General features: G+C 62.5%; 16 protein-coding genes. 4 read left to right on the forward strand and 12 right to left on the reverse strand.

From position 1 onward, the window contains the following. The first annotated feature begins 148 nt into the window (after window positions 1-148). On the forward strand, window positions 149-601 hold the full coding sequence (locus DZC73_RS13385; protein WP_124540810.1) for a VanZ family protein: 453 nt from the start codon (window positions 149-151) through the stop codon (window positions 599-601). A 4-nt stretch (window positions 602-605) separates the two neighbouring features. Next, window positions 606-872: a YkgJ family cysteine cluster protein gene (locus tag DZC73_RS13390; RefSeq protein WP_124540811.1), complete on the forward strand. Its 267-nt coding sequence runs from the start codon at window positions 606-608 to the stop codon at window positions 870-872. Here DZC73_RS13390 and DZC73_RS13395 read toward each other — a convergent pair whose 3' ends face one another. Both DZC73_RS13395 and DZC73_RS29690 read right to left on the reverse strand, forming a co-directional pair. Next, the gene (locus tag DZC73_RS13395) at window positions 873-3,008 is read right to left on the reverse strand and encodes a peptidase domain-containing ABC transporter (protein ID WP_124540812.1); all 2,136 of its coding nucleotides are present in this window, start codon (window positions 3,006-3,008) and stop codon (window positions 873-875) included. It abuts the gene before it with no gap. 10 nt (window positions 3,009-3,018) lie between these two features. After that, entirely contained in the window at window positions 3,019-4,284 is a 1,266-nt protein-coding gene (locus DZC73_RS29690) for an HlyD family secretion protein (RefSeq protein ID WP_161974570.1), read from the reverse strand. A 183-nt stretch (window positions 4,285-4,467) separates the two neighbouring features. Between DZC73_RS29690 and DZC73_RS29695 the strand changes: the two genes are divergently transcribed. Further along, entirely contained in the window at window positions 4,468-4,806 is a 339-nt protein-coding gene (locus DZC73_RS29695) for a hypothetical protein (protein ID WP_161974571.1), read from the forward strand. Window positions 4,807-4,907: 101 nt separating this feature from the next. Then, entirely contained in the window at window positions 4,908-6,359 is a 1,452-nt protein-coding gene (locus tag DZC73_RS13405; protein WP_124540814.1) for a sensor histidine kinase, read from the forward strand. A 9-nt stretch (window positions 6,360-6,368) separates the two neighbouring features. Here the strand turns inward: DZC73_RS13405 and DZC73_RS13410 are convergent, their stop codons facing one another. The 10 genes from DZC73_RS13410 to DZC73_RS13455 form a co-directional block, all read right to left on the reverse strand. Next, window positions 6,369-7,004 carry an SGNH/GDSL hydrolase family protein gene (locus DZC73_RS13410; RefSeq protein WP_124540815.1) on the reverse strand — a complete coding sequence of 212 codons (636 nt, stop codon included), beginning with the start codon at window positions 7,002-7,004 and terminating at the stop codon, window positions 6,369-6,371. A gap of 97 nt (window positions 7,005-7,101) precedes the next feature. Further along, on the reverse strand, window positions 7,102-7,623 hold the full coding sequence (locus tag DZC73_RS13415; RefSeq protein ID WP_124540816.1) for a hypothetical protein: 522 nt from the start codon (window positions 7,621-7,623) through the stop codon (window positions 7,102-7,104). Window positions 7,624-7,809: 186 nt separating this feature from the next. Beyond that, window positions 7,810-10,008 carry a peptidase domain-containing ABC transporter gene (locus tag DZC73_RS13420; protein ID WP_235835118.1) on the reverse strand — a complete coding sequence of 733 codons (2,199 nt, stop codon included), beginning with the start codon at window positions 10,006-10,008 and terminating at the stop codon, window positions 7,810-7,812. Beyond that, window positions 9,968-11,266 carry a hypothetical protein gene (locus tag DZC73_RS13425; RefSeq protein WP_124540817.1) on the reverse strand — a complete coding sequence of 433 codons (1,299 nt, stop codon included), beginning with the start codon at window positions 11,264-11,266 and terminating at the stop codon, window positions 9,968-9,970. The genes DZC73_RS13420 and DZC73_RS13425 overlap by 41 nt, the downstream gene beginning before the upstream one ends. A 403-nt stretch (window positions 11,267-11,669) precedes the next feature. Next, the gene (locus DZC73_RS13430) at window positions 11,670-13,034 is read right to left on the reverse strand and encodes an HlyD family secretion protein (RefSeq protein WP_161974572.1); all 1,365 of its coding nucleotides are present in this window, start codon (window positions 13,032-13,034) and stop codon (window positions 11,670-11,672) included. A gap of 129 nt (window positions 13,035-13,163) precedes the next feature. After that, window positions 13,164-13,421, reverse strand: a complete 258-nt coding sequence (locus DZC73_RS13435; protein ID WP_124540819.1) for a hypothetical protein — start codon at window positions 13,419-13,421, stop codon at window positions 13,164-13,166. A 444-nt stretch (window positions 13,422-13,865) separates the two neighbouring features. Further along, a complete protein-coding gene (locus DZC73_RS13440) occupies window positions 13,866-14,519 on the reverse strand; it encodes a helix-turn-helix transcriptional regulator (RefSeq protein ID WP_124540820.1) in 654 nt (217 codons plus the stop codon). A 50-nt stretch (window positions 14,520-14,569) separates the two neighbouring features. Next, window positions 14,570-15,286: a helix-turn-helix transcriptional regulator gene (locus DZC73_RS13445; protein WP_124540821.1), complete on the reverse strand. Its 717-nt coding sequence runs from the start codon at window positions 15,284-15,286 to the stop codon at window positions 14,570-14,572. A 25-nt stretch (window positions 15,287-15,311) separates the two neighbouring features. Next, entirely contained in the window at window positions 15,312-16,034 is a 723-nt protein-coding gene (locus DZC73_RS13450) for a helix-turn-helix transcriptional regulator (RefSeq protein ID WP_124540822.1), read from the reverse strand. Continuing rightward, on the reverse strand, window positions 16,031-16,648 hold the full coding sequence (locus DZC73_RS13455) for a helix-turn-helix transcriptional regulator (RefSeq protein WP_124540823.1): 618 nt from the start codon (window positions 16,646-16,648) through the stop codon (window positions 16,031-16,033). The genes DZC73_RS13450 and DZC73_RS13455 overlap by 4 nt, the downstream gene beginning before the upstream one ends. Window positions 16,649-16,778 lie beyond the last annotated feature (130 nt).

The raw sequence follows: 16,778 nt of genomic DNA on the forward strand, positions 1-16,778 counted from the left end.
GGCAGCTGACCAGAGGAGTTTCACCGCCCTTTTGCCAACACTGCCACCACAGCCGCCGCAAGCCACATCCGGTTTCAAACCCGCCCTCAACCCGTTCACTGATCCGCCCGATAACCCCAGGACAATCCCTCTGGCCTGGGCCACCGCCATGAATCGCCGACCCGTCATCCGCACTGCCACTTTCCGACCCGCCCTCACCGAGGCCCAGTGGCAGGTGCTGCGCTGGCTGCCGTTCGCCTTCGCGTCCCTGTTCAGCATCGTCATGTCGGCCATGGCGCCGGACGGCCGCCGCGCGTTCCAGATCGACTGGAGCCTGACGATGGACGCGCTGGAGTTCTCCATCGGCAAGGCGCCGCACATCAGCGCCTGCGCCGTGCTCGGCCTGCTGGGCATGATGGCCGCAGGCATGCGCCGCTGGCACGTCGCCCTGGCACTCACCGTCGCCACCGGCGCCGCCTGGGAGCTCTGCCAGACCACCGTCATCGGCCACTACGCGCGGCTGTCGGACCTCGCACCCGACACGCTGGGCGGCCTGCTCGGCTGCATGCTGGGCGCCGCCGTGCTGTGGACCATCGAGGACTGGAAGCGCGAACGCGGCTGACACCATGGAATGCCGCCCAGGCTGCGGTGCGTGCTGCATCGCGCCCTCCATTTCATCCCCCATTCCGGGCATGCCGATGATCAACGGCATCAGCAAACCCGCGGGCGTGCGCTGCGTTCAGCTCACCGAAGACAACCGCTGCAAGATCTTCGGGCACCCGGACCGACCGCAGGTGTGCTCGTCACTGCAGCCATCGGAAGACATGTGCGGCGACAGCCGCGAGCAGGCGATGCGTTGGCTGGGCTACATGGAGCGCGAGACGCGCCCCTGATCACTTCGCCAGCGTCGCGCTGTCCACGCTGCGCAGGTCCTGCGCCACCCGCCCGTCCTTGAGCACGATCACCCGGCTGGCCGACGCGATCGTCTCCGGCCGGTGCGCCACGATCACCCGCGTCAGCTCCAGCTGCTTCACCGACTGGTTCACCAGCCGCTCGCGGTCCACGTCCAGCGCACTCGTCGCCTCGTCCAGCAGCAGGATCTTCGGGCGCTTGTACAAGGCGCGCGCCAGCAGCAGCCGCTGCTTCTGCCCGCCGGAGATGCTCGTGCCCATGTCGCCGATCAGCGTGTGGAAACCCATCGGCATCGCGGCGACCTCGTCATGCACCGACGCGAGCCGCGCGCACTCCTCCACCCAGGCCAGGTCTGGCGTGGCATCGAAGAAACTGATGTTGTCGATGATCGACCCGGCGAAGAGCTGGTCGTCCTGCATCACCGTGCCGATCATGTCGCGCCAGGTGCGCAGCCCCAGGTGCGCCAGCGGCACACCGCCCACGCGCACCTCGCCCACCTGCGGTTCGTGGATGCCGAGGATGAGCTTCAGCAAGGTCGTCTTGCCGCAGCCCGACGGCCCGACGATCGCCACCGATTCGCCCGGCTCGATCGCGAAGTTCACGTTCTTCAGCACCACCGGCTCCGCATCCGAATAGCGGAAGCCCACGCCGCGCAGCTCCAGGTGCGCGCTCAGGTCGGCGCGCGGCGGCACCAGCACTTCCGTCTCGGGCGGCGTGAGCACGATGTCCGCCAGCCGCTCGCCCTGCAGCTTGAGCATCTTCAGCTCCACCGCCTTGTCGATGAGCCCGCTCACCCGCAGCGCGAACTGCTCCTTGTAGGCGATGAACGCGAACAGCATGCCCACCGAGAAGCTGCGGTCCAGCACCAGCAGCGAACCCACCCAGATCACGGCCACGCGTTCCAGGCCGAACACCAGCTTGTGCAGCACGCCAAACATCAGGTCCAGCTTGCGCGTGGCGATGTTGGCGTTCATCGCATCCACCACCAGGTTCATGAAACGGCCCTGCCGGTCTTCCTGGCGGTTGAAGAGCTTGATGGACTGCACGCCACGCAACGATTCGAGGAAGTGGCTCGCCTTCTTAGCGTCGTGGATGATGGCCTCCTCCGTCGCCGTGCGCAGCGGCTTGAAGAAGGCCCAGCGAAGGCCCGCGTAGGCGGCCACGCAGCCCAGGGCGATCAGCGTGAGCGTGCCGCTGTAGATGCTCATCATCACCAGCGTCATCACCACCAGCAGGCCGTCGAGCACCACCTCGATGAACGAGGTGGTGAGCGTCTGCTGGATCTGCTGGATGGCGCCGAAGCGCGACATCACGTCGCCCGTGTGGCGCTTCTCGAACCACGACACCGGCAGGCGCATCAGGTGCGCGAACACGTTGGACAGCCACTGCAGGTTCAGCGTGGCCGACAGGTACAGGACCGACCACGAGCGGATCGCACCCGTCGCCACCTGGATGAACACCAGGAGCCCGAAGCCCAGGCCCAACGTCACCAGCAGGTCGCGGTCGGCCGCCACCAGCACGCTGTCCACCGTCCACTGCATGAAGAAGGGTGACAGCAGCATGAACACTTCCAGCGCCAGCGCCAGAGCGAACACCTGCAGCAGCGAACGCTTGAGGCCCGACACCCGCCCCAGCAGCTGCTTCAGCGTGACCGACTGGCGCTCCACCTTGCGCTCGAACTCTGCCGCCGGCGTGAGCTCCAGCACCACGCCGGTGAAGTGCTTGGACACCTCGTCCATCGACAGATGCCGGATGCCGCGCGCCGGATCGTGGATCACGGCCTTTCCGTGCCGGATGTCGGCGAGCACGACGAAGTGGTTCAGGTCCCAGTGCAGCACGCAGGGCATCTGCAATTGCGGCAGGTGTTCCAGCTCGGCACGCAGCGCACGCGGGTTCAGCTTCATCTGGCCGGCGATGCGCGTGAGGTCCACCATCGTCACGCCCTTGAGCGACAGCGAGAAGCGCTGGCGCAGCGTGGGCATGTCGGTGTGCAGGCCGTGGTAGGCCGCGACCATCGCCAGACTGGCGAGGCCGCATTCCGCGGCCTCGGTCTGCAGCAGCATCGGCACAGAGTGCTTGCCGAAGCCGAGCTTGAGGGAAGAGAAGAATCCGCTCATGGTGTGATGTTCAGACCCGTCCGGTGACGCTCAACAGCGGCTCGAAGATCCACTCGATGATGCGCCGGCGGTCCAGCATCACGTCCGCCTCCAGCTGCATGCCGGGGGCCAGAGGCTGCGCCTGGCCATAGGCCTTCACGAACTGCTCGTTCAGCGTGACGGTGATGGGGTACAGCGGCTCGGCCGAGGGCGTGGCCTTCATCGACTCCGGCAACGGCAGGCTGGCCAGCTCCGCCGCATGCAGCGGCGTGCGCGACACCTGCACCACCTGGCCCGCATGGTGGCCGAACTTCTGGTACGGAAACGCCTGGTACCGCAGCTGCACCGCCTGGTCCGGCCGCACGAAACCCACGGCACTGGAGGGTGCGAACAGCTTGGCCTGCAGCCGCGCCTCGCTGGGCAGCAGGCTGGCCAGCGCGGTGGCCGGCGTGACGCTCGTGCCCACGTTGGCCAGCACGGCGGTGACCACGCCGTCCTGCGGCGCGCGGATCACCACCGTCTGCCTGGCGGCGTTCTCGGCCGACGCACCGGCCAGTGCGGCCAGCTCGCGCTCGATCTCCCCCTTGGCCGCCATGCTTCGCAGCGGCTCTTCCCGACGACGTGCCTCGATCATTCCCATCTCGCGCGTCTGCGCGGAGCGCTTGAGCGAAAGGGCCTGCAACTTGGCCTGGACCTCCAGCACCTCCGCCTTGCGGGTGCGCAGGTGGGCGTCCGACACGAAGTTCTCGCCACGCAGCGACTCGTACTGCGCCAGGTCCTGCTGCTTGAGCACGAGCTGCTGCTGGTACAGGCGCGCCTCGGCATCCATCTGCGTCAGCTCACGCTTCATGTCGGCGAGCTGGCGGTCCAGTCCGGCCGCCTGCTCCTGCTGCAGCTCGGTGGTGCGGCGCTGCGCTTCCTCCAGGCTGAGCTTGCGCGCGGCGATGCTGCTGAGCACCTGGGCCTGCGTATCGCCATTCAGGGTGGACCGGTCCAGCGAAAGCACGAACAGCACGTCGCCGCGCTTGACGTTCTGGCCCTCGACCGCATGGCTTTCAGACACCACGCCGGCCTGTGGGGGCACCAGGCGCAGCACGCCCCGGTCTGGCACCAGATAGCCGGTGATGTGCGCTTTTCGCGTGTAGCTGCCCTGGAAGAGGAAGCCGGTCACCAGCGCGGCGATGACCAGCACCAGCACCGTCAACACCACCAGCGGCACCGGCCGCACGAGCTGGATGCTGCCCAGCCACGCCTGCTGGCGGCCCTCGATGACTTCGGAACGGAAGAGGCTGGACATGGAACCCCTGGGCGGACTCGGACGACTTGCACGGGATTCCAACATTCCCGGGCCGCGGCGGCAACTGCCAGGGTTTACAGGCTGACGCCGGCCGTGGCGAGGCGCAGACTGCACAGCAGTCAGAAAATCAGGGCGCGGTGCGCGCCCTTCCGCCGGAACACATGCCCGGCCGGAGACAAACCGATGAACACCCTTCGCCGCGTGGTCCTGGCCGGACTGTCGGGGTTGGCCGCCTGTTCGGCCGCGCCGACGGGCGTGCACACGTCCGCGGGGCTCGACGCGGTCACGGCCGAATGCCTGGCGTCGTCGTCCGGCGTGTGCCACCTGGTGTTTCAGCCCCGGCGGGATGCAGCCGTCACCCGGCTGGAGATCCCGATGAGCGCACGAATTCGGATTGCCGATGCGGCCCGCGGGTTGCCCTATTGCCAGTCGTCGGATGCGGAGATCGACTGGCAGACCTGCACGAAGAACACGCTGGGGCAGACGGTCATGGGAAACGGGGCGTTGGTGGTGTGGCCGTAAGGCGGCGGGACCGCGGGAGAGGCAACTACAAAGATTTGCAGTTCGTAATCGCGTGCGCAAACCGATAGTACGGTCAGGTTGAACCATGCGGCACGCGCGAGATGACGCCCGAGCTTTTCCAGTGGAGCGGCGAATTTGCCGACGAGCGGCAGGAGGCTGCATTTCGCGCCGAGTATGTCGGCGACACACGGCGCCATGCCCGCCTCACGCTGCTGATCTGCGCCATCCTCTACATCGCCATGCTGCCCAGCGACCTGGGCTATCCCCATTGGCTGGCAGAGCGCCTGCCGCTGCGGCTGCTGGTCACCGCGACGGGGCTCGTCCTGTTCTGGCGCTGCGGGCGCAGCCAGCAGCCCGCGGACCACGACCGCATGGTGTTCGCCTTCGGCCTGGTTGTGGTGGCGAGCTTCTCGCTGATCGCGGCGCAAACCGGCGCGGTCACCACCAAAGGCCATGTGAGCTTCTTGCTGCTCACCGCCGCATCGTTCATCGGCCTGCCGATGTCGCTGCGCTGGAGCGTCATCCTGGCCGGCACCTGCCTGGTGTCCTTCATCACCATCATGATCGCGCTGGCTTCGCCTGACTGGACCGCCACCAGCGTCGAAATGGTGTTTGTCGCGCTGGCCAGCGGACTGCTCATGCGCTACCTGCACATCCTGCGACGCCGCGCCTTCTACAGCCTGTGCCGCGAGCAGGCCGCCGCCAGCGACGCCAGCCGCCATCAGCGGGAAGCCGAATGCGCGCTGCATGAACTCGCCCGCGCCCAGCAGCAACTCGTGCTGCAGCAAAAGATGGCCTCGGCCGGCACCCTGACCGCCGGCATGGCCCATGAGATCAACAACCCGGCCAATTTCGCGCATGCCGGCGCACAGGCCATGCAGGATCACCTGGAGCGCTTTCGCGCCTTCCTCCTCGGCTTGGCCGAGGGCGCCGAAGCCGAGATCCTGCAGGCGATGAACCTGCGCATCGACGAGCTCGCCGCGCAGGTGCGCGTGATCATCGAGGGCACGTCGCGAATTTGCACCCTGGTGAAGTCGCTGCGCAGCTTCTCGCGACTCGGCCACGCGCCCTTCCAACCGACCGCGATCGACGAGTGCCTGCAAACGACGATCCAGCTCGTGCAGTCGCGCTACACCGAGTCGGTGGACTTCTGCAGCCACATCGATGCCGACCTGCAACTGGACTGCCGCGCAGCTCAGCTCAACCAGGTGTTCATGAATCTGATCGTCAACGCTTGCCAGGCCATCGAAGCCAGCCGGCGCAGCCGGCTTGCGGCGCCGCGCGGCACGCTGCGCATCCACGCCCGCCGGCAAGGCCCTGTCCTGGCCATCGACTTCGAGGACAACGGCTGCGGCATGAGTCCAGACGTCTCGGCACGCATCTTCGACCCCTTCTTCACCACCAGAGCGGTGGGCGAGGGCGTCGGGCTGGGCCTGGCAATCTCATTCGCCATCGTGCAGGATCACGGCGGGCGCATCGACGTGCGCTCCATCGAGGGCCAGGGCACGCGCATCACCGTCAGTCTTCCGCTGAGTCAGGAGACCGCGCCGTGAAGCGGCCGATCAAAGTCCGACAACCCGAGCACCCGGCGACGCTGTTGAAGCCAGCGCGACCGCACGGACCACCGCCTGCGCGATCTTCCCGCCGCCGATGACGGAGGGCTCGATCGGGTTGGCAAAGTCTTCATCTGATGTGCAGACCAGCCGCAGCTCGATGACCTGCAACTGCTTCTCGACAGCGACCCGAACGATGGCGTCGTTGAACGCGGCCAGCGCGATGGTCACGCGCCGTTGGAAGGTCGGCTCCGGGAAGCAGCCGTTGTAGACCGTGCAGACCACCAGCGGCAGCCCACGCGCCAGGCAGGCATCGACCACCTGCCGATAGGACGACCGGAAGCCGTCCACCGCATCGGCCAGCATCAGCAGGGCCTCGCCGCTGGAGGCCACGGGCGATTCCAGCACCTCGGCGCGCAGCAAGGCGTTGTTGCCGCCCACGCTCAGGACGAGATGCGTGGCGTCGTCAGGGATGTCGGCCAGCTGCGCTGCGATGTCGTCGGTGGTCGATCCGTCGATCGCGCCGAGGGTGGCGCGCCAGCCGGTCGGCAACTGGGCCTGGAGCTGCTGGATGACGGCCGGGCCGCCGTTGGCGTAGGCGCCGTTGTCGAAGACGGAGTCGCCGAGGAGGATGAGGTGGGGCATGGTGGATGGAACAAGGCGGACGGACTTTCGAGTCGCAGCATACCGAGCTTTGCCACCCGCTCTTCCGCCCCTTGGGCTTTGCGCCGCTCGATGAACCTCAGCGATTCAACTTCAACATGAACGGCAGGTCCATGACGCAGGGCTTGCCGGCACATTTCGCAGGTTTGTAGGGCGTGTCCATCAGCACGCGGAAGACGACGGCCTGCAAGTCATCGTTCGGACTGTCGACCACCCCCACTGACTGCGCCACCCCGTCGGCCCCCACATGGATCACCAACGACAGCCGGCCGTCGATGAGCAACGAGTGCTGCATACGCGAGACAGCGGCCGCCAGTGGTTTCAGGCCGTAGAGCGGAAACGGCGGTTCGTCGGTGGGTGACAGAGACTCATATCGCGATCGCAAGTCCGCGATCTCTTCCTCCTTCAAGTCCGCATACCCACGGTCAAGTGGAATGGATGTGGCGCCGATGGCTCGCCGGATGTTGGAGCCCACATCCGGCTCTGTTTGCCGCAATCGATAGTCACCGGCGAACGCCACGCCCGAAAACGCGAGCACTGCAAAGCTCGCAGCCAGCGCCCGCAACAGGCGCGGTTTGTTATTCAAAAGTTCTTTGTGCATTTTGACTTTCCTCGTTCCCCCTGCGGCGCGCCGTCTGCCGACATGCATGTGCACCGCGCTTGACGCCATTGCATCGCAGCATGCGCATGAAGGCCATGCCCAATCTGTGCCATTGACAAACGATCGTGCGACGTGATCCGGCGGCGTGATTCAAGTGCCTCGTCGCGAGGCGCCTCGCGACGAGGCTCACTGACCCTGCAGCGCAACCAAGTCAGTCGGCCTGGAATTCACCGAATGCAGATCGACGACACGGCCTTCACTCAACCTCACCACCCTCTGAGCGCCGGCGATCGTCTCCGGTCGATGCGCGACGACGACACGCGTCAACTTCAAGCGCCCGAGCGACTGGGACACCAGCCTTTCATTGGCAACGTCCAGATGGCTGGTTGCCTCATCGAGTGCAAGCACCCTGGGACACTTGTACAAAGCACGCGCCAGCAAGACTCTCTGCTTCTGCCCGCCACTCAACGAGGAACCCATGTCCCCCACCAGAGTTTCATAGGCCATCGGCATCTTCTCGATGTCGTCATGCACCTGAGCCAATCGGGCGCACGCCTGCACTCTTGCCAGATTGGGCTGGTTGTCAAAGAAGCTCACGTTGTCCGCAATGCTTCCAGCCATCAAGACGTCTTCCTGCATGACCGTTCCCACCAAGCGACGATAGTTCTGCACGCCGATGCGTTGCATCGGCTGGCCTCCGTAGAGCACCTCTCCCTCCACTGGTTGGATCAGACCGAGCAGCACCTTCAGCAGCGTCGTCTTGCCCCCGCCGCTGGGGCCGACGATGGCAACGTTCTCTCCCGCGCTGATGTGCAGGTTCACATCCTTGAGCACCCAGGGCTCGCCATCGGCATAGCGGAAGCTCACACCGCGCAACTCGATGTCTGCTTGCAGATGACGAAGGTCCCGCCGCCTTTCGGCCTTCTCGGGTTCGGCCAATGCAATGTCGGCCAACCGCTCAGAGTGCAAGCCGAGCATCTTGATTTCGACTCCGTAGTCAATCAACGCAGCTACGCGGCTGGTGAACTGTGTCTTGTAACTCACGAAGGCGAACAGCATGCCGACCGTGAACACGCCTGCAGATCGGGCGTCCTCGCGCATCGCCATACCCGCACCGAGCCAGAGAACGAGGAGGTTCTCGATGCCGAAAATGAAGGTGTTCGCTGCGCTGAACATGATGTTGAGCTTCGCGGTGCGAATGTCCCGGTTCTGCACATCCACCAACAGGTTTTGCCATCGCGCATGGCGTTCCCGTTCACGTCCGAAGAGCTTGAGCGGAACGATGGCCCGGAGCGATTCGAGGAAGTGGGAATTTTCCCGTGCCGCAACGATCAACCGCTCGGCCGCTGCCTCCCGGAACGGTCGAAAGGCGAGCCAGCGCAGGCACGCATACGCGAGTACTGCGCCTACGACCACGGCTGTCAAAGTGGTCGAGTACAAAAGCATCATCGCGAGGGCCAGAAGACCCATCAGGCCGTCGAGAAGCGCTTCCACCACGCTTAGCGTGAGCGTTCTCTGGATCGACGACACGGAGCCAAAACGCGAGACGATGTCGCCAAGATGTCTTCGCTCGAAAAACGATGCGGGTAGCTTCAGCAAGTGCCCGAACATGTTGCTTGTCCACTGAAAGCTCAGACTTTGCCCAAGCACCATCACCATCCAGCTTCTGGCCAACGCAACCAAGGTCTGAATGAACAACAAGAGTCCGAAGCCAAGTATCAGCACGGACAGCAACTCGGCGTCATGCGAGGCCAGCGCGTCATCGACGATCAGCTGATTGACCATTGGCGCCGCCAGCGAGAACAGCTCCAGCACACATGCAAGCATCAGGATCTGAGTCAGCGACCGCCGCAGCCCCAGGACACGCCCCGTGAGCGACTTCAAGGCAACGCGCGGAGGAGCAGAGCGAGGCTTGAAGTCAGAGGTGGGAGTGAGCTCCAGCGCTATGCCTGTGAAATGCGGCGAGAACTCCTCCAGCGTCAACCGACGCTTTCCTATCGCAGGATCGAGGATCGTCACATTCCGGCTGTTGGCCGCCACCAGAACCACGAAGTGATTCATGTCCCAGTGCAGGATGCAAGGCATCTTCAATTGAGACAGTTCGTTCACTTCGACGCGCACCGGGCGGGCGTTGAAGCCCAACTCTTCAGCGTTTGCGATGAGTTGCCGCAGGTTGGAGCCTTTGAGCGAGACGCTGAAACGGCGCCGCAGTTCACCTAGATCGCCGTTGTCACCATGCGCCGAAGCCACCATCGCGAGGCAAGCCAGAGAGCACTCGTTGGCTTCAGATTGGAGGATGGTTTTCATATTCGCCAGCGCAGATAACCAGGCCGGATTTGTTCGCTCACGGCGATGAGAGTCGGTTGGATAGTCGACGAGCGACATCCACCGCAGCGTTGATCACAAGTTCGGCTGATTCCTCGGTCATAGGCCCAGTATGAACATTTGGGCCAAGCGTATGGCCAACATTGGCCAATGTGATGGCGTCGGCCGCGCTGCCTCCGCAGGACACCCACTCGCGAACTTGCTGGTCACCAGAAAGTGCGACGTCAGCATCACCATAGATGAGCCGAACTGCCGGCCTCATCGTGACCAAAAGGGAACAAGGCGAATCAGTCGAACTGACAATGTCAAGATGCGATCTCAATGTTCCTACATAGCCAGCAGGCGACGAATATTTGTCTCCCTGAGAAGCTCCTTCCAGAAAGTTTTTCGAGACCGTCTCTGTAATCTCATTAAGCAAAGCAACGGCGGTCTTCTTGCAGGCTGCACCGATACGCTCGCACTCAGAATTGATGAGGCGACGGCTTTCCTCCGGAATGCGCCCGACCGCGTAGCTGTCCCCGAGTGCGCGTTGCACGCATCGCGAGAAATGAAGTCTGAGAGCGTACTGAGACTCGCAGCGATCGATCCGTGCCTGGAACACACCACTGGTTTGCCACTGATCGTTCGCCATTCCTGTCCCGATGAGCGCTGACACGCCCACCACACCAGTCCTGGACGGTTCCAGACCATATGCCCCTTCAAAGACATCCTTCAAAACCAATGTTGTTCCAGAGTGCAGGATGAATACGACGCCCCGGTTTGCCAGATGCGTTGAAAGACTGGCATCAGCTGCTAGCAAGACCTTGCCCAAGACCTCGGCGTAGTCCGAGCGTTCCACTCTCGCAGTCTCAAACGCGCGAATGCAAAACGGGGACAACGCATCCGCAGCAGCGTGCTCTCCCTCCCGGCAACCCACGCCAAGCGGGTCATTGCGAACAGTCACAAAGCCCCGGGCCGCCAGACGCTCAGCAAGATATCTGTAGGTATAGGCGACCGAAGATCTGGGCGTGCTCCGAGCCAGAGACACCGACGGCATAGAGAAGTAGTCGCGGTCCGCCTCGGACACATAGTTGACGAAGACAACCAGAGGCCGACTGCCATCGTCATGGCATGGTGCAGTGACCTCGTAGACGGAACCAATGCCTTTGTCGATCGTGACCTGCCCCGTTCTGGATTCGATACAGGCAGGCTTCTGAGAGTCGGCCGTCATGCTCTTTGCATCTTCGGCGACCAAAGGTTTCTCGTTAACCACTGCAGCCTGTCCAGACGCAAACATCAGCAGAGCTAACGCGCCCAATAACCATCGAAGCACTTGCATGGAGCATCCCTGCACTTGTCACCGTCAATTCTTCGAGAGAAGCCCGCAGCTCGAGCCGCGGGCCCGTGAAGCTTAGTGCCTCACCTTGCTGTCTTCGTTGTCGTCACTCGACTTCGGAGGCGGCCCCGAGGGGGCGGACGAGCCGGCGCTCGGGGCGCTGGCTCCGCCAGACGGAGCGACGGGGGTGCACTTCGTGTAAGACGCTCCAAACGGCCCAATGTCGATCTTGACGGTGACGATCGTACCGTTGCAAGTATTGGTGTTGGTCGTGGTGGTGGTCGTGGTGGTCTCGCCACCCCCATACACATGATCCAACGCAGGATCCGCTTTGCTCAAATATTCCATCTGCTCTTCTTTCTATCTTGAATGGGCCACCACTCCCAGCAGGCAGCCTTCGCTGTCTTCATACTCCCCCCTCCCCGCCATGGTTCGGCTTGGGATGAGCAGCAAGAACTTTCATCTGCGTTTTCGCAGCGAGGATGGGCTCGGCGACCCACTCCCAGATCGCTCGCCGGTCCTGGACTACATCGGCATCGAGCGCAAGCCCGGGCTTCAGGGCCTGTTGCCGACCAAATGCGATCACCGTCTGCTCGTCCAGCTGCACACGGACGAGAAAGAGCGCTTCGCCCGGTCCTACCTGCGCGCCCAACTGAGCGGCCAGCGGACCAGGCAGATCGCCCAGCGTGTAGGGCGAGCCGGAGACTGACAGCACTTGTCCGCGATAGAGGCCAAACTTCTGATACGGGTAGGCCGCGTACCGCAGATAGACCCATTGGCCTGGTTGAACGAATCCGGCGGCTCGCGTGGGCGCGTAGAGATGCGCTTCCAAGGCGACGCTTCCGTCTTCGGACTCGGGCACCAAGGTGACCAGGAGTTGGCCTGCCTGAACCGCCTGGCCAAGCGCTGGACCAAGGGCAGCAACCCGGTATCGCCTGATCTTGCTGGCGGTCGACAGCGCCGGCGCAACAACCACGAACGTCTTCTTCGAGGCGTTCTCGTCCGCCTCCTGACGAATGCTTTCCTCTCCCCGCGCCAACTGTTGCAAGTCGTTCTGCCATTGGGCTTGCGCGGTTTGCCTGTCTTGCACCAGGACCTGCTGGTCATGCAGCAATGAAAGACGGACACGTTCCATCGACTGCAGGCGAGTCGTGATGTCGATCAGCTCTTCCTGCTTGCCTTGCGCCTGCACCTCGGAGACAAACCCCTCTCGGGCCAACTGGGCGAATCGGTCAGCACTTTTCTTGCCAAGCTCCACGCGCCTGCGTTGCATCGCCAACTCTTCTTCTGACTGCCGAAGCTCGGAAGACAGCGTGCGAAGGCGATCTGCCATCGATTGATCACGCTGCTTCACCTGCATTTCTCGCATCGCACGTTCCCGCTCGATGGACTGGCGCCTTGACTCGATCTGCCGGCCAATCCTGGTTTCCACGCCCCCGCCAGCCTGCTCACCGCCCAAGGCTTGGCGCTCCGTGTCAACAACCATGAGGACATCGCCGGGCTGCACCCGATCGCCCTGTGACACGAGCCGCTGCGATACCACCCCTGCCGTGGGCGCAGTGATGTTGACGCTGCCCAAGGCCGGCACAAGGAGGCCCGGCACATGCGCCTTGCGGTTGACCTCGCCCAGGAAGACAAAGCTCACCAACAACACCGCCAAGAAGGCGGCGACGGCCGTCGCTACGCTGAATCCAAGCGGCCGCACCAGACGCACTGTTCCCAGCCACTGAGCGCTGCGCGCCTCAACAGCCTCCTGACGAAAAAGCTTCATGCTCGCTCGCGCCCTTGGCACGTCCTCCACGTTGCGATGTCGCTGCATGGCATTGCATCGCAACGAGTGCATGGAGACCATGGCAAAGCTTTGTCATTGACAAACACTCGTGCGACGTGCTTTCCAGAGTCAGGGCTTCAGGTGCACTTCTGGTTTGAAGAATGACCGAACACCATCGAGGTACTCGGCAGGCACGAACCAGTCCGTCAACCCGCACGTCCCGCAAACGCGCAGCTTGTACTTGGCTCCGGTCAAGAGACCTGCCGGCAGACGATCGACCGCCACGCCACCACCGGCATGGATCTCATGGGAATAGAACCGCGCATCGCCGCAGTGCCTGCACGCGGCCTTCTGCGGATGGTCCTTCGCCGCCTCGTTGAAGTGCATGGCTGTCTCGATCTTCAACTGGCGCCGTCTGCCGGCACGGGGGTAGGCATCGGGTCTGGCAAAGGGAACTTGCCGTGCCCTGGCAGAACCGGGATGACGGGCGTCCTGGTTTGCGGGACCACCGAGCCAGCGCCGCCGATAACCGCAATTTCTTCGCTCTTCAATTCGCGCATGCGCGCCTCCTGTCGCTTGTAAGTCGGCCTGTTCGCGGCAAGCCTTTCCGCCTCATTCACGAAGCCTCAATGCTTGCGAATGAAGGGCGCAGCGTAGAAGAGCTCAGCGGTTCAAGCGATACAAAGGCTCTGGCATTGCGTAGGATGAGAACTTGGTGTAAGTCGGTGAGCTCCGGGCCGTTCTGGATTCTCAGTCAGCAGCACGCCGATCGGCACAGAGGCAACGCTATAGCGCTCGCACAAGCATGGAGCGCACGCCTCTGAAACGATCTCACCGAATCAGGCCGAGTCGCATTGCCTTCACCACTGCTTGATGCTTGTTGATGCAATCCAACTTCCGGGCCGCGTTGACGAGATGCCTCACGGCCGTCTGCTCACTGATGGACAGGATCTTCCCGACTTCCCAGGCGGTCTTTCCCTCCATCGTCCACATGAGTCCTTCAAGTTCGCGTCGAGTCAATTTTGGTGGATCGACTTCAGGCTCCGGAGGAAGCAGGACCTTCAATGCAACGTCCTGCGCATAGACGGTAAAGAGGCTGAGCTCCGCCGTCATTCGCGCCACTTCTCGCGAGTCGCTCGGCAAGGGTTGGTCGCAGTCGATACCAAAGAAGAAGTGCCTTTTCTGCGGGAGATGAAGTGCAAGTGCCACGCCAGAGTGAAACCCGAAGCGGGCCTGCCATTCCCAACGCCACCCCAAGCCTGCCTCTGTGTATGTGTTCTGATTCCACACGATGGGCCTCGTAGAGTGCTTGCAATGCTGCAAGACCGGGTCGCACTGGTTGTATTCCCGGTCGTCAAGCTCGGACGCTTCCAACGGGGTGTTGCTGACAAACAAGAAGTCGGAACCGCGGTCAGAGTGGTCCACAACGACAATGGCATTGATCGTCTTGACTTGCAGTACCGATGTGAAGTCCTCGTGAGGCATTCTTCTCTCCCTTCCTGTGCACCGTTGTCGCAGGCTTCAGCATTGCCGAGTCATTGAATCAACCCTAGCCGCATCGCCTTGACCACGGCTTGGTGCTTATTGATGCATTCCAGCTTGCGCGTGGCATTGACCAGATGTCTTACCGCCGTTTGCTCGCTGATGGAAAGAATCTGCCCAACCTCCCAGGCCGTCTTGCCTTCCATCGTCCACTTGAGGCATTCGAGTTCGCGTCTCGTCAGATCCTCGAAGTCTTCATCGACCCGAAGTGAAGGAAGCAGCAAGCGAAGGCCAGCATCCTGCGCAAAGGCGGCAAAGAGGTGCAGCGCCGACACCATGCGGCTCAGCTCTAAACGATCGCTTGGTAGAGGTTCTGCGCGATCAAGTCCGATGTAGATGTGGAACCTCCTCGGCAAATGCAAAGCCAACGCGATGCCGGTCTTGTACCCATGAGCCGCCTGCTCTTCCCAATGCGGCCCAAGTCCAAGGCTCGTGTACGTCCCTTGGTCCCAAACAATCGGCGTGCTGAATGTCTTGCAATGTTGAGCCACAGGATCGACCCGTGCACGTTCGAAATTGCAAGCCAGAGGTTCGAAGGCCGCTGGCGTGTTGTCCACCCAGGCGAATCGCGATTCAGTGTGAGTGACGTCCAGCACAACGGTCGCATTGAACTTCTCGAACCCGAGCCAGCCAGTGAACCGGTCAACTTCGGATCGAAATCCCTCTCGCGACTTGACACTGAGGACGGATGTGAACTCATCGAGGATCATTGGTCGTTGCCCTCTAGAAGCGTCTTCAGTGCAGGAGTCCCAGACGTAACGCCTTGACTACCGCGTGATGCTTGTTCACGCATCCGAGCTTGTGAGTTGCGTTGTTGAGGTGGCGAACTGCGGTCTGTTCGCTGATGGACAGGATTTGCGCAACTTCCCAGGCCGTCTTTCCTTCCATCGTCCAGCGGATGGTGTCCAGTTCCCTGGGTGTCAAGCGCGCGCAGACACGTTCTCTGGTCGTCGGCAGCAACACTTGCATCGCCGCCTCCTGAACGGAAACAGCGAACAACATCAAGTTCCCAGTCATTCGTTCGACCTCTCTACGGTCGTTAGGCAACTCCTGATCTCTATCAACGCCGATCCAGAAGTGGTGCCCGTGCGGCAGATGCAAGGCAAAGGTGATACCTGTGCAGTAACCGAATCGGGCCTGCTCCTCCCACTGCTCTCCTTGATCCACAGTCACATACGTGGTTTGGTTCCACGCGATAGGTGTGCCGTGACGCTTGCAGTGCTGCATCACGGGATCGCACTTCGCCCTCGTGACGTTTTCACAAATCTCTCGATACTCCTCCGGCATGTTGGCGACCCATGCAAACCGAGTCTCCGAGCCGATGCGATCTTCAGCAACCATTGCAGTCACTTGCTCGAATTCCAGATCCCTGGCGAAAGAAAGCACCGCCTTCAGCAGGTCATCTCGATTCTTGAGATCGAGCGTTGCCAGGCCAAAGTCAATAGCATCGACCGTCATCGAAGGATCCCCTGCCTCAAGGCCCGAATCACAGCGTGATGCTTGTTCGCGCACCCAAGCTTGTGCGTCGCGTTGTTGAGATGCCGGACCGCCGTCTGTTCACTGATGGACAGAATCTGGCCGACCTCCCATGCAGTCTTGCCCTCCATCGTCCACTGCAAGCACTCCATCTCGCGCAATGTCAATGCAACTTCATTGGCAGCGTCCCTTAACTCGGGCAGAAGCACAGCCAATGCGGGCTCCTGGACCAGGGAGGCAAACAGGCTCAGATCAGCCAGCAAACGTCCAGATTCGGTGGGGTCGGAGGGCAACTCGCCGAAGCGATCAATGCCGATGAAGAAGTGAATGCCCCGGGGGAAATGAAATGCCTGTGCCACCCCAGATGCGTAGCCAAAGGGTGCTTGATGCTCCCACTTGCCCAGGTGTCCAGCTGCCGCGTAGGTTCGGCGGTCCCAGATGATGGGCCGGGAGGATCGCTTGCAGTGCTGACACACCGGATCGATCTTGCCAAGCTCCCTCGATGAGCCGAACGGCACATAGGCCCTGGGCATGTTGTCGACCGAGGCCCACTCCGTCTGCCCGTCACCCACGTCGACGATGACGGAGGCCGTCATTCGCTCGAGTCGAGATCGTTAGCAAATCGAAGGCATTCGACGATCAAGTCTTCGCGACTTCGAACGTCCAGTACGGCGGTGAACCGCCTTTCCAGGCTGGCGTGCATGCGCCCCTCTCCCCAAAGACACG

The sequence above is a fragment of the Rhizobacter terrae genome, from assembly GCF_003852895.1.
GTDB classification, from domain to species: Bacteria; Pseudomonadota; Gammaproteobacteria; order Burkholderiales; family Burkholderiaceae_C; genus Albitalea; species Albitalea terrae.

Coding starts and splice junctions, on each gene's coding strand:
- DZC73_RS13395 (WP_124540812.1), bottom strand. CDS start 3,008: ATGAGCGGATTCTTCTCTTCCCTCAAGCTCGGCTTCGGCAAGCACTCT.
- DZC73_RS13425 (WP_124540817.1), bottom strand. CDS start 11,266: ATGCAAGTGCTTCGATGGTTATTGGGCGCGTTAGCTCTGCTGATGTTT.
- DZC73_RS13405 (WP_124540814.1), top strand. CDS start 4,908: ATGACGCCCGAGCTTTTCCAGTGGAGCGGCGAATTTGCCGACGAGCGG.
- DZC73_RS29690 (WP_161974570.1), bottom strand. CDS start 4,284: ATGTCCAGCCTCTTCCGTTCCGAAGTCATCGAGGGCCGCCAGCAGGCG.
- DZC73_RS13415 (WP_124540816.1), bottom strand. CDS start 7,623: ATGCACAAAGAACTTTTGAATAACAAACCGCGCCTGTTGCGGGCGCTG.
- DZC73_RS13430 (WP_161974572.1), bottom strand. CDS start 13,034: ATGAAGCTTTTTCGTCAGGAGGCTGTTGAGGCGCGCAGCGCTCAGTGG.
- DZC73_RS13435 (WP_124540819.1), bottom strand. CDS start 13,421: ATGCACTTCAACGAGGCGGCGAAGGACCATCCGCAGAAGGCCGCGTGC.
- DZC73_RS13450 (WP_124540822.1), bottom strand. CDS start 16,034: ATGACGGTCGATGCTATTGACTTTGGCCTGGCAACGCTCGATCTCAAG.
- DZC73_RS13445 (WP_124540821.1), bottom strand. CDS start 15,286: ATGATCCTCGATGAGTTCACATCCGTCCTCAGTGTCAAGTCGCGAGAG.
- DZC73_RS13385 (WP_124540810.1), top strand. CDS start 149: ATGAATCGCCGACCCGTCATCCGCACTGCCACTTTCCGACCCGCCCTC.
- DZC73_RS13420 (WP_235835118.1), bottom strand. CDS start 10,008: ATGTCGCTCGTCGACTATCCAACCGACTCTCATCGCCGTGAGCGAACA.
- DZC73_RS13410 (WP_124540815.1), bottom strand. CDS start 7,004: ATGCCCCACCTCATCCTCCTCGGCGACTCCGTCTTCGACAACGGCGCC.
- DZC73_RS29695 (WP_161974571.1), top strand. CDS start 4,468: ATGAACACCCTTCGCCGCGTGGTCCTGGCCGGACTGTCGGGGTTGGCC.
- DZC73_RS13440 (WP_124540820.1), bottom strand. CDS start 14,519: ATGCCTCACGAGGACTTCACATCGGTACTGCAAGTCAAGACGATCAAT.
- DZC73_RS13390 (WP_124540811.1), top strand. CDS start 606: ATGGAATGCCGCCCAGGCTGCGGTGCGTGCTGCATCGCGCCCTCCATT.
- DZC73_RS13455 (WP_124540823.1), bottom strand. CDS start 16,648: ATGACGGCCTCCGTCATCGTCGACGTGGGTGACGGGCAGACGGAGTGG.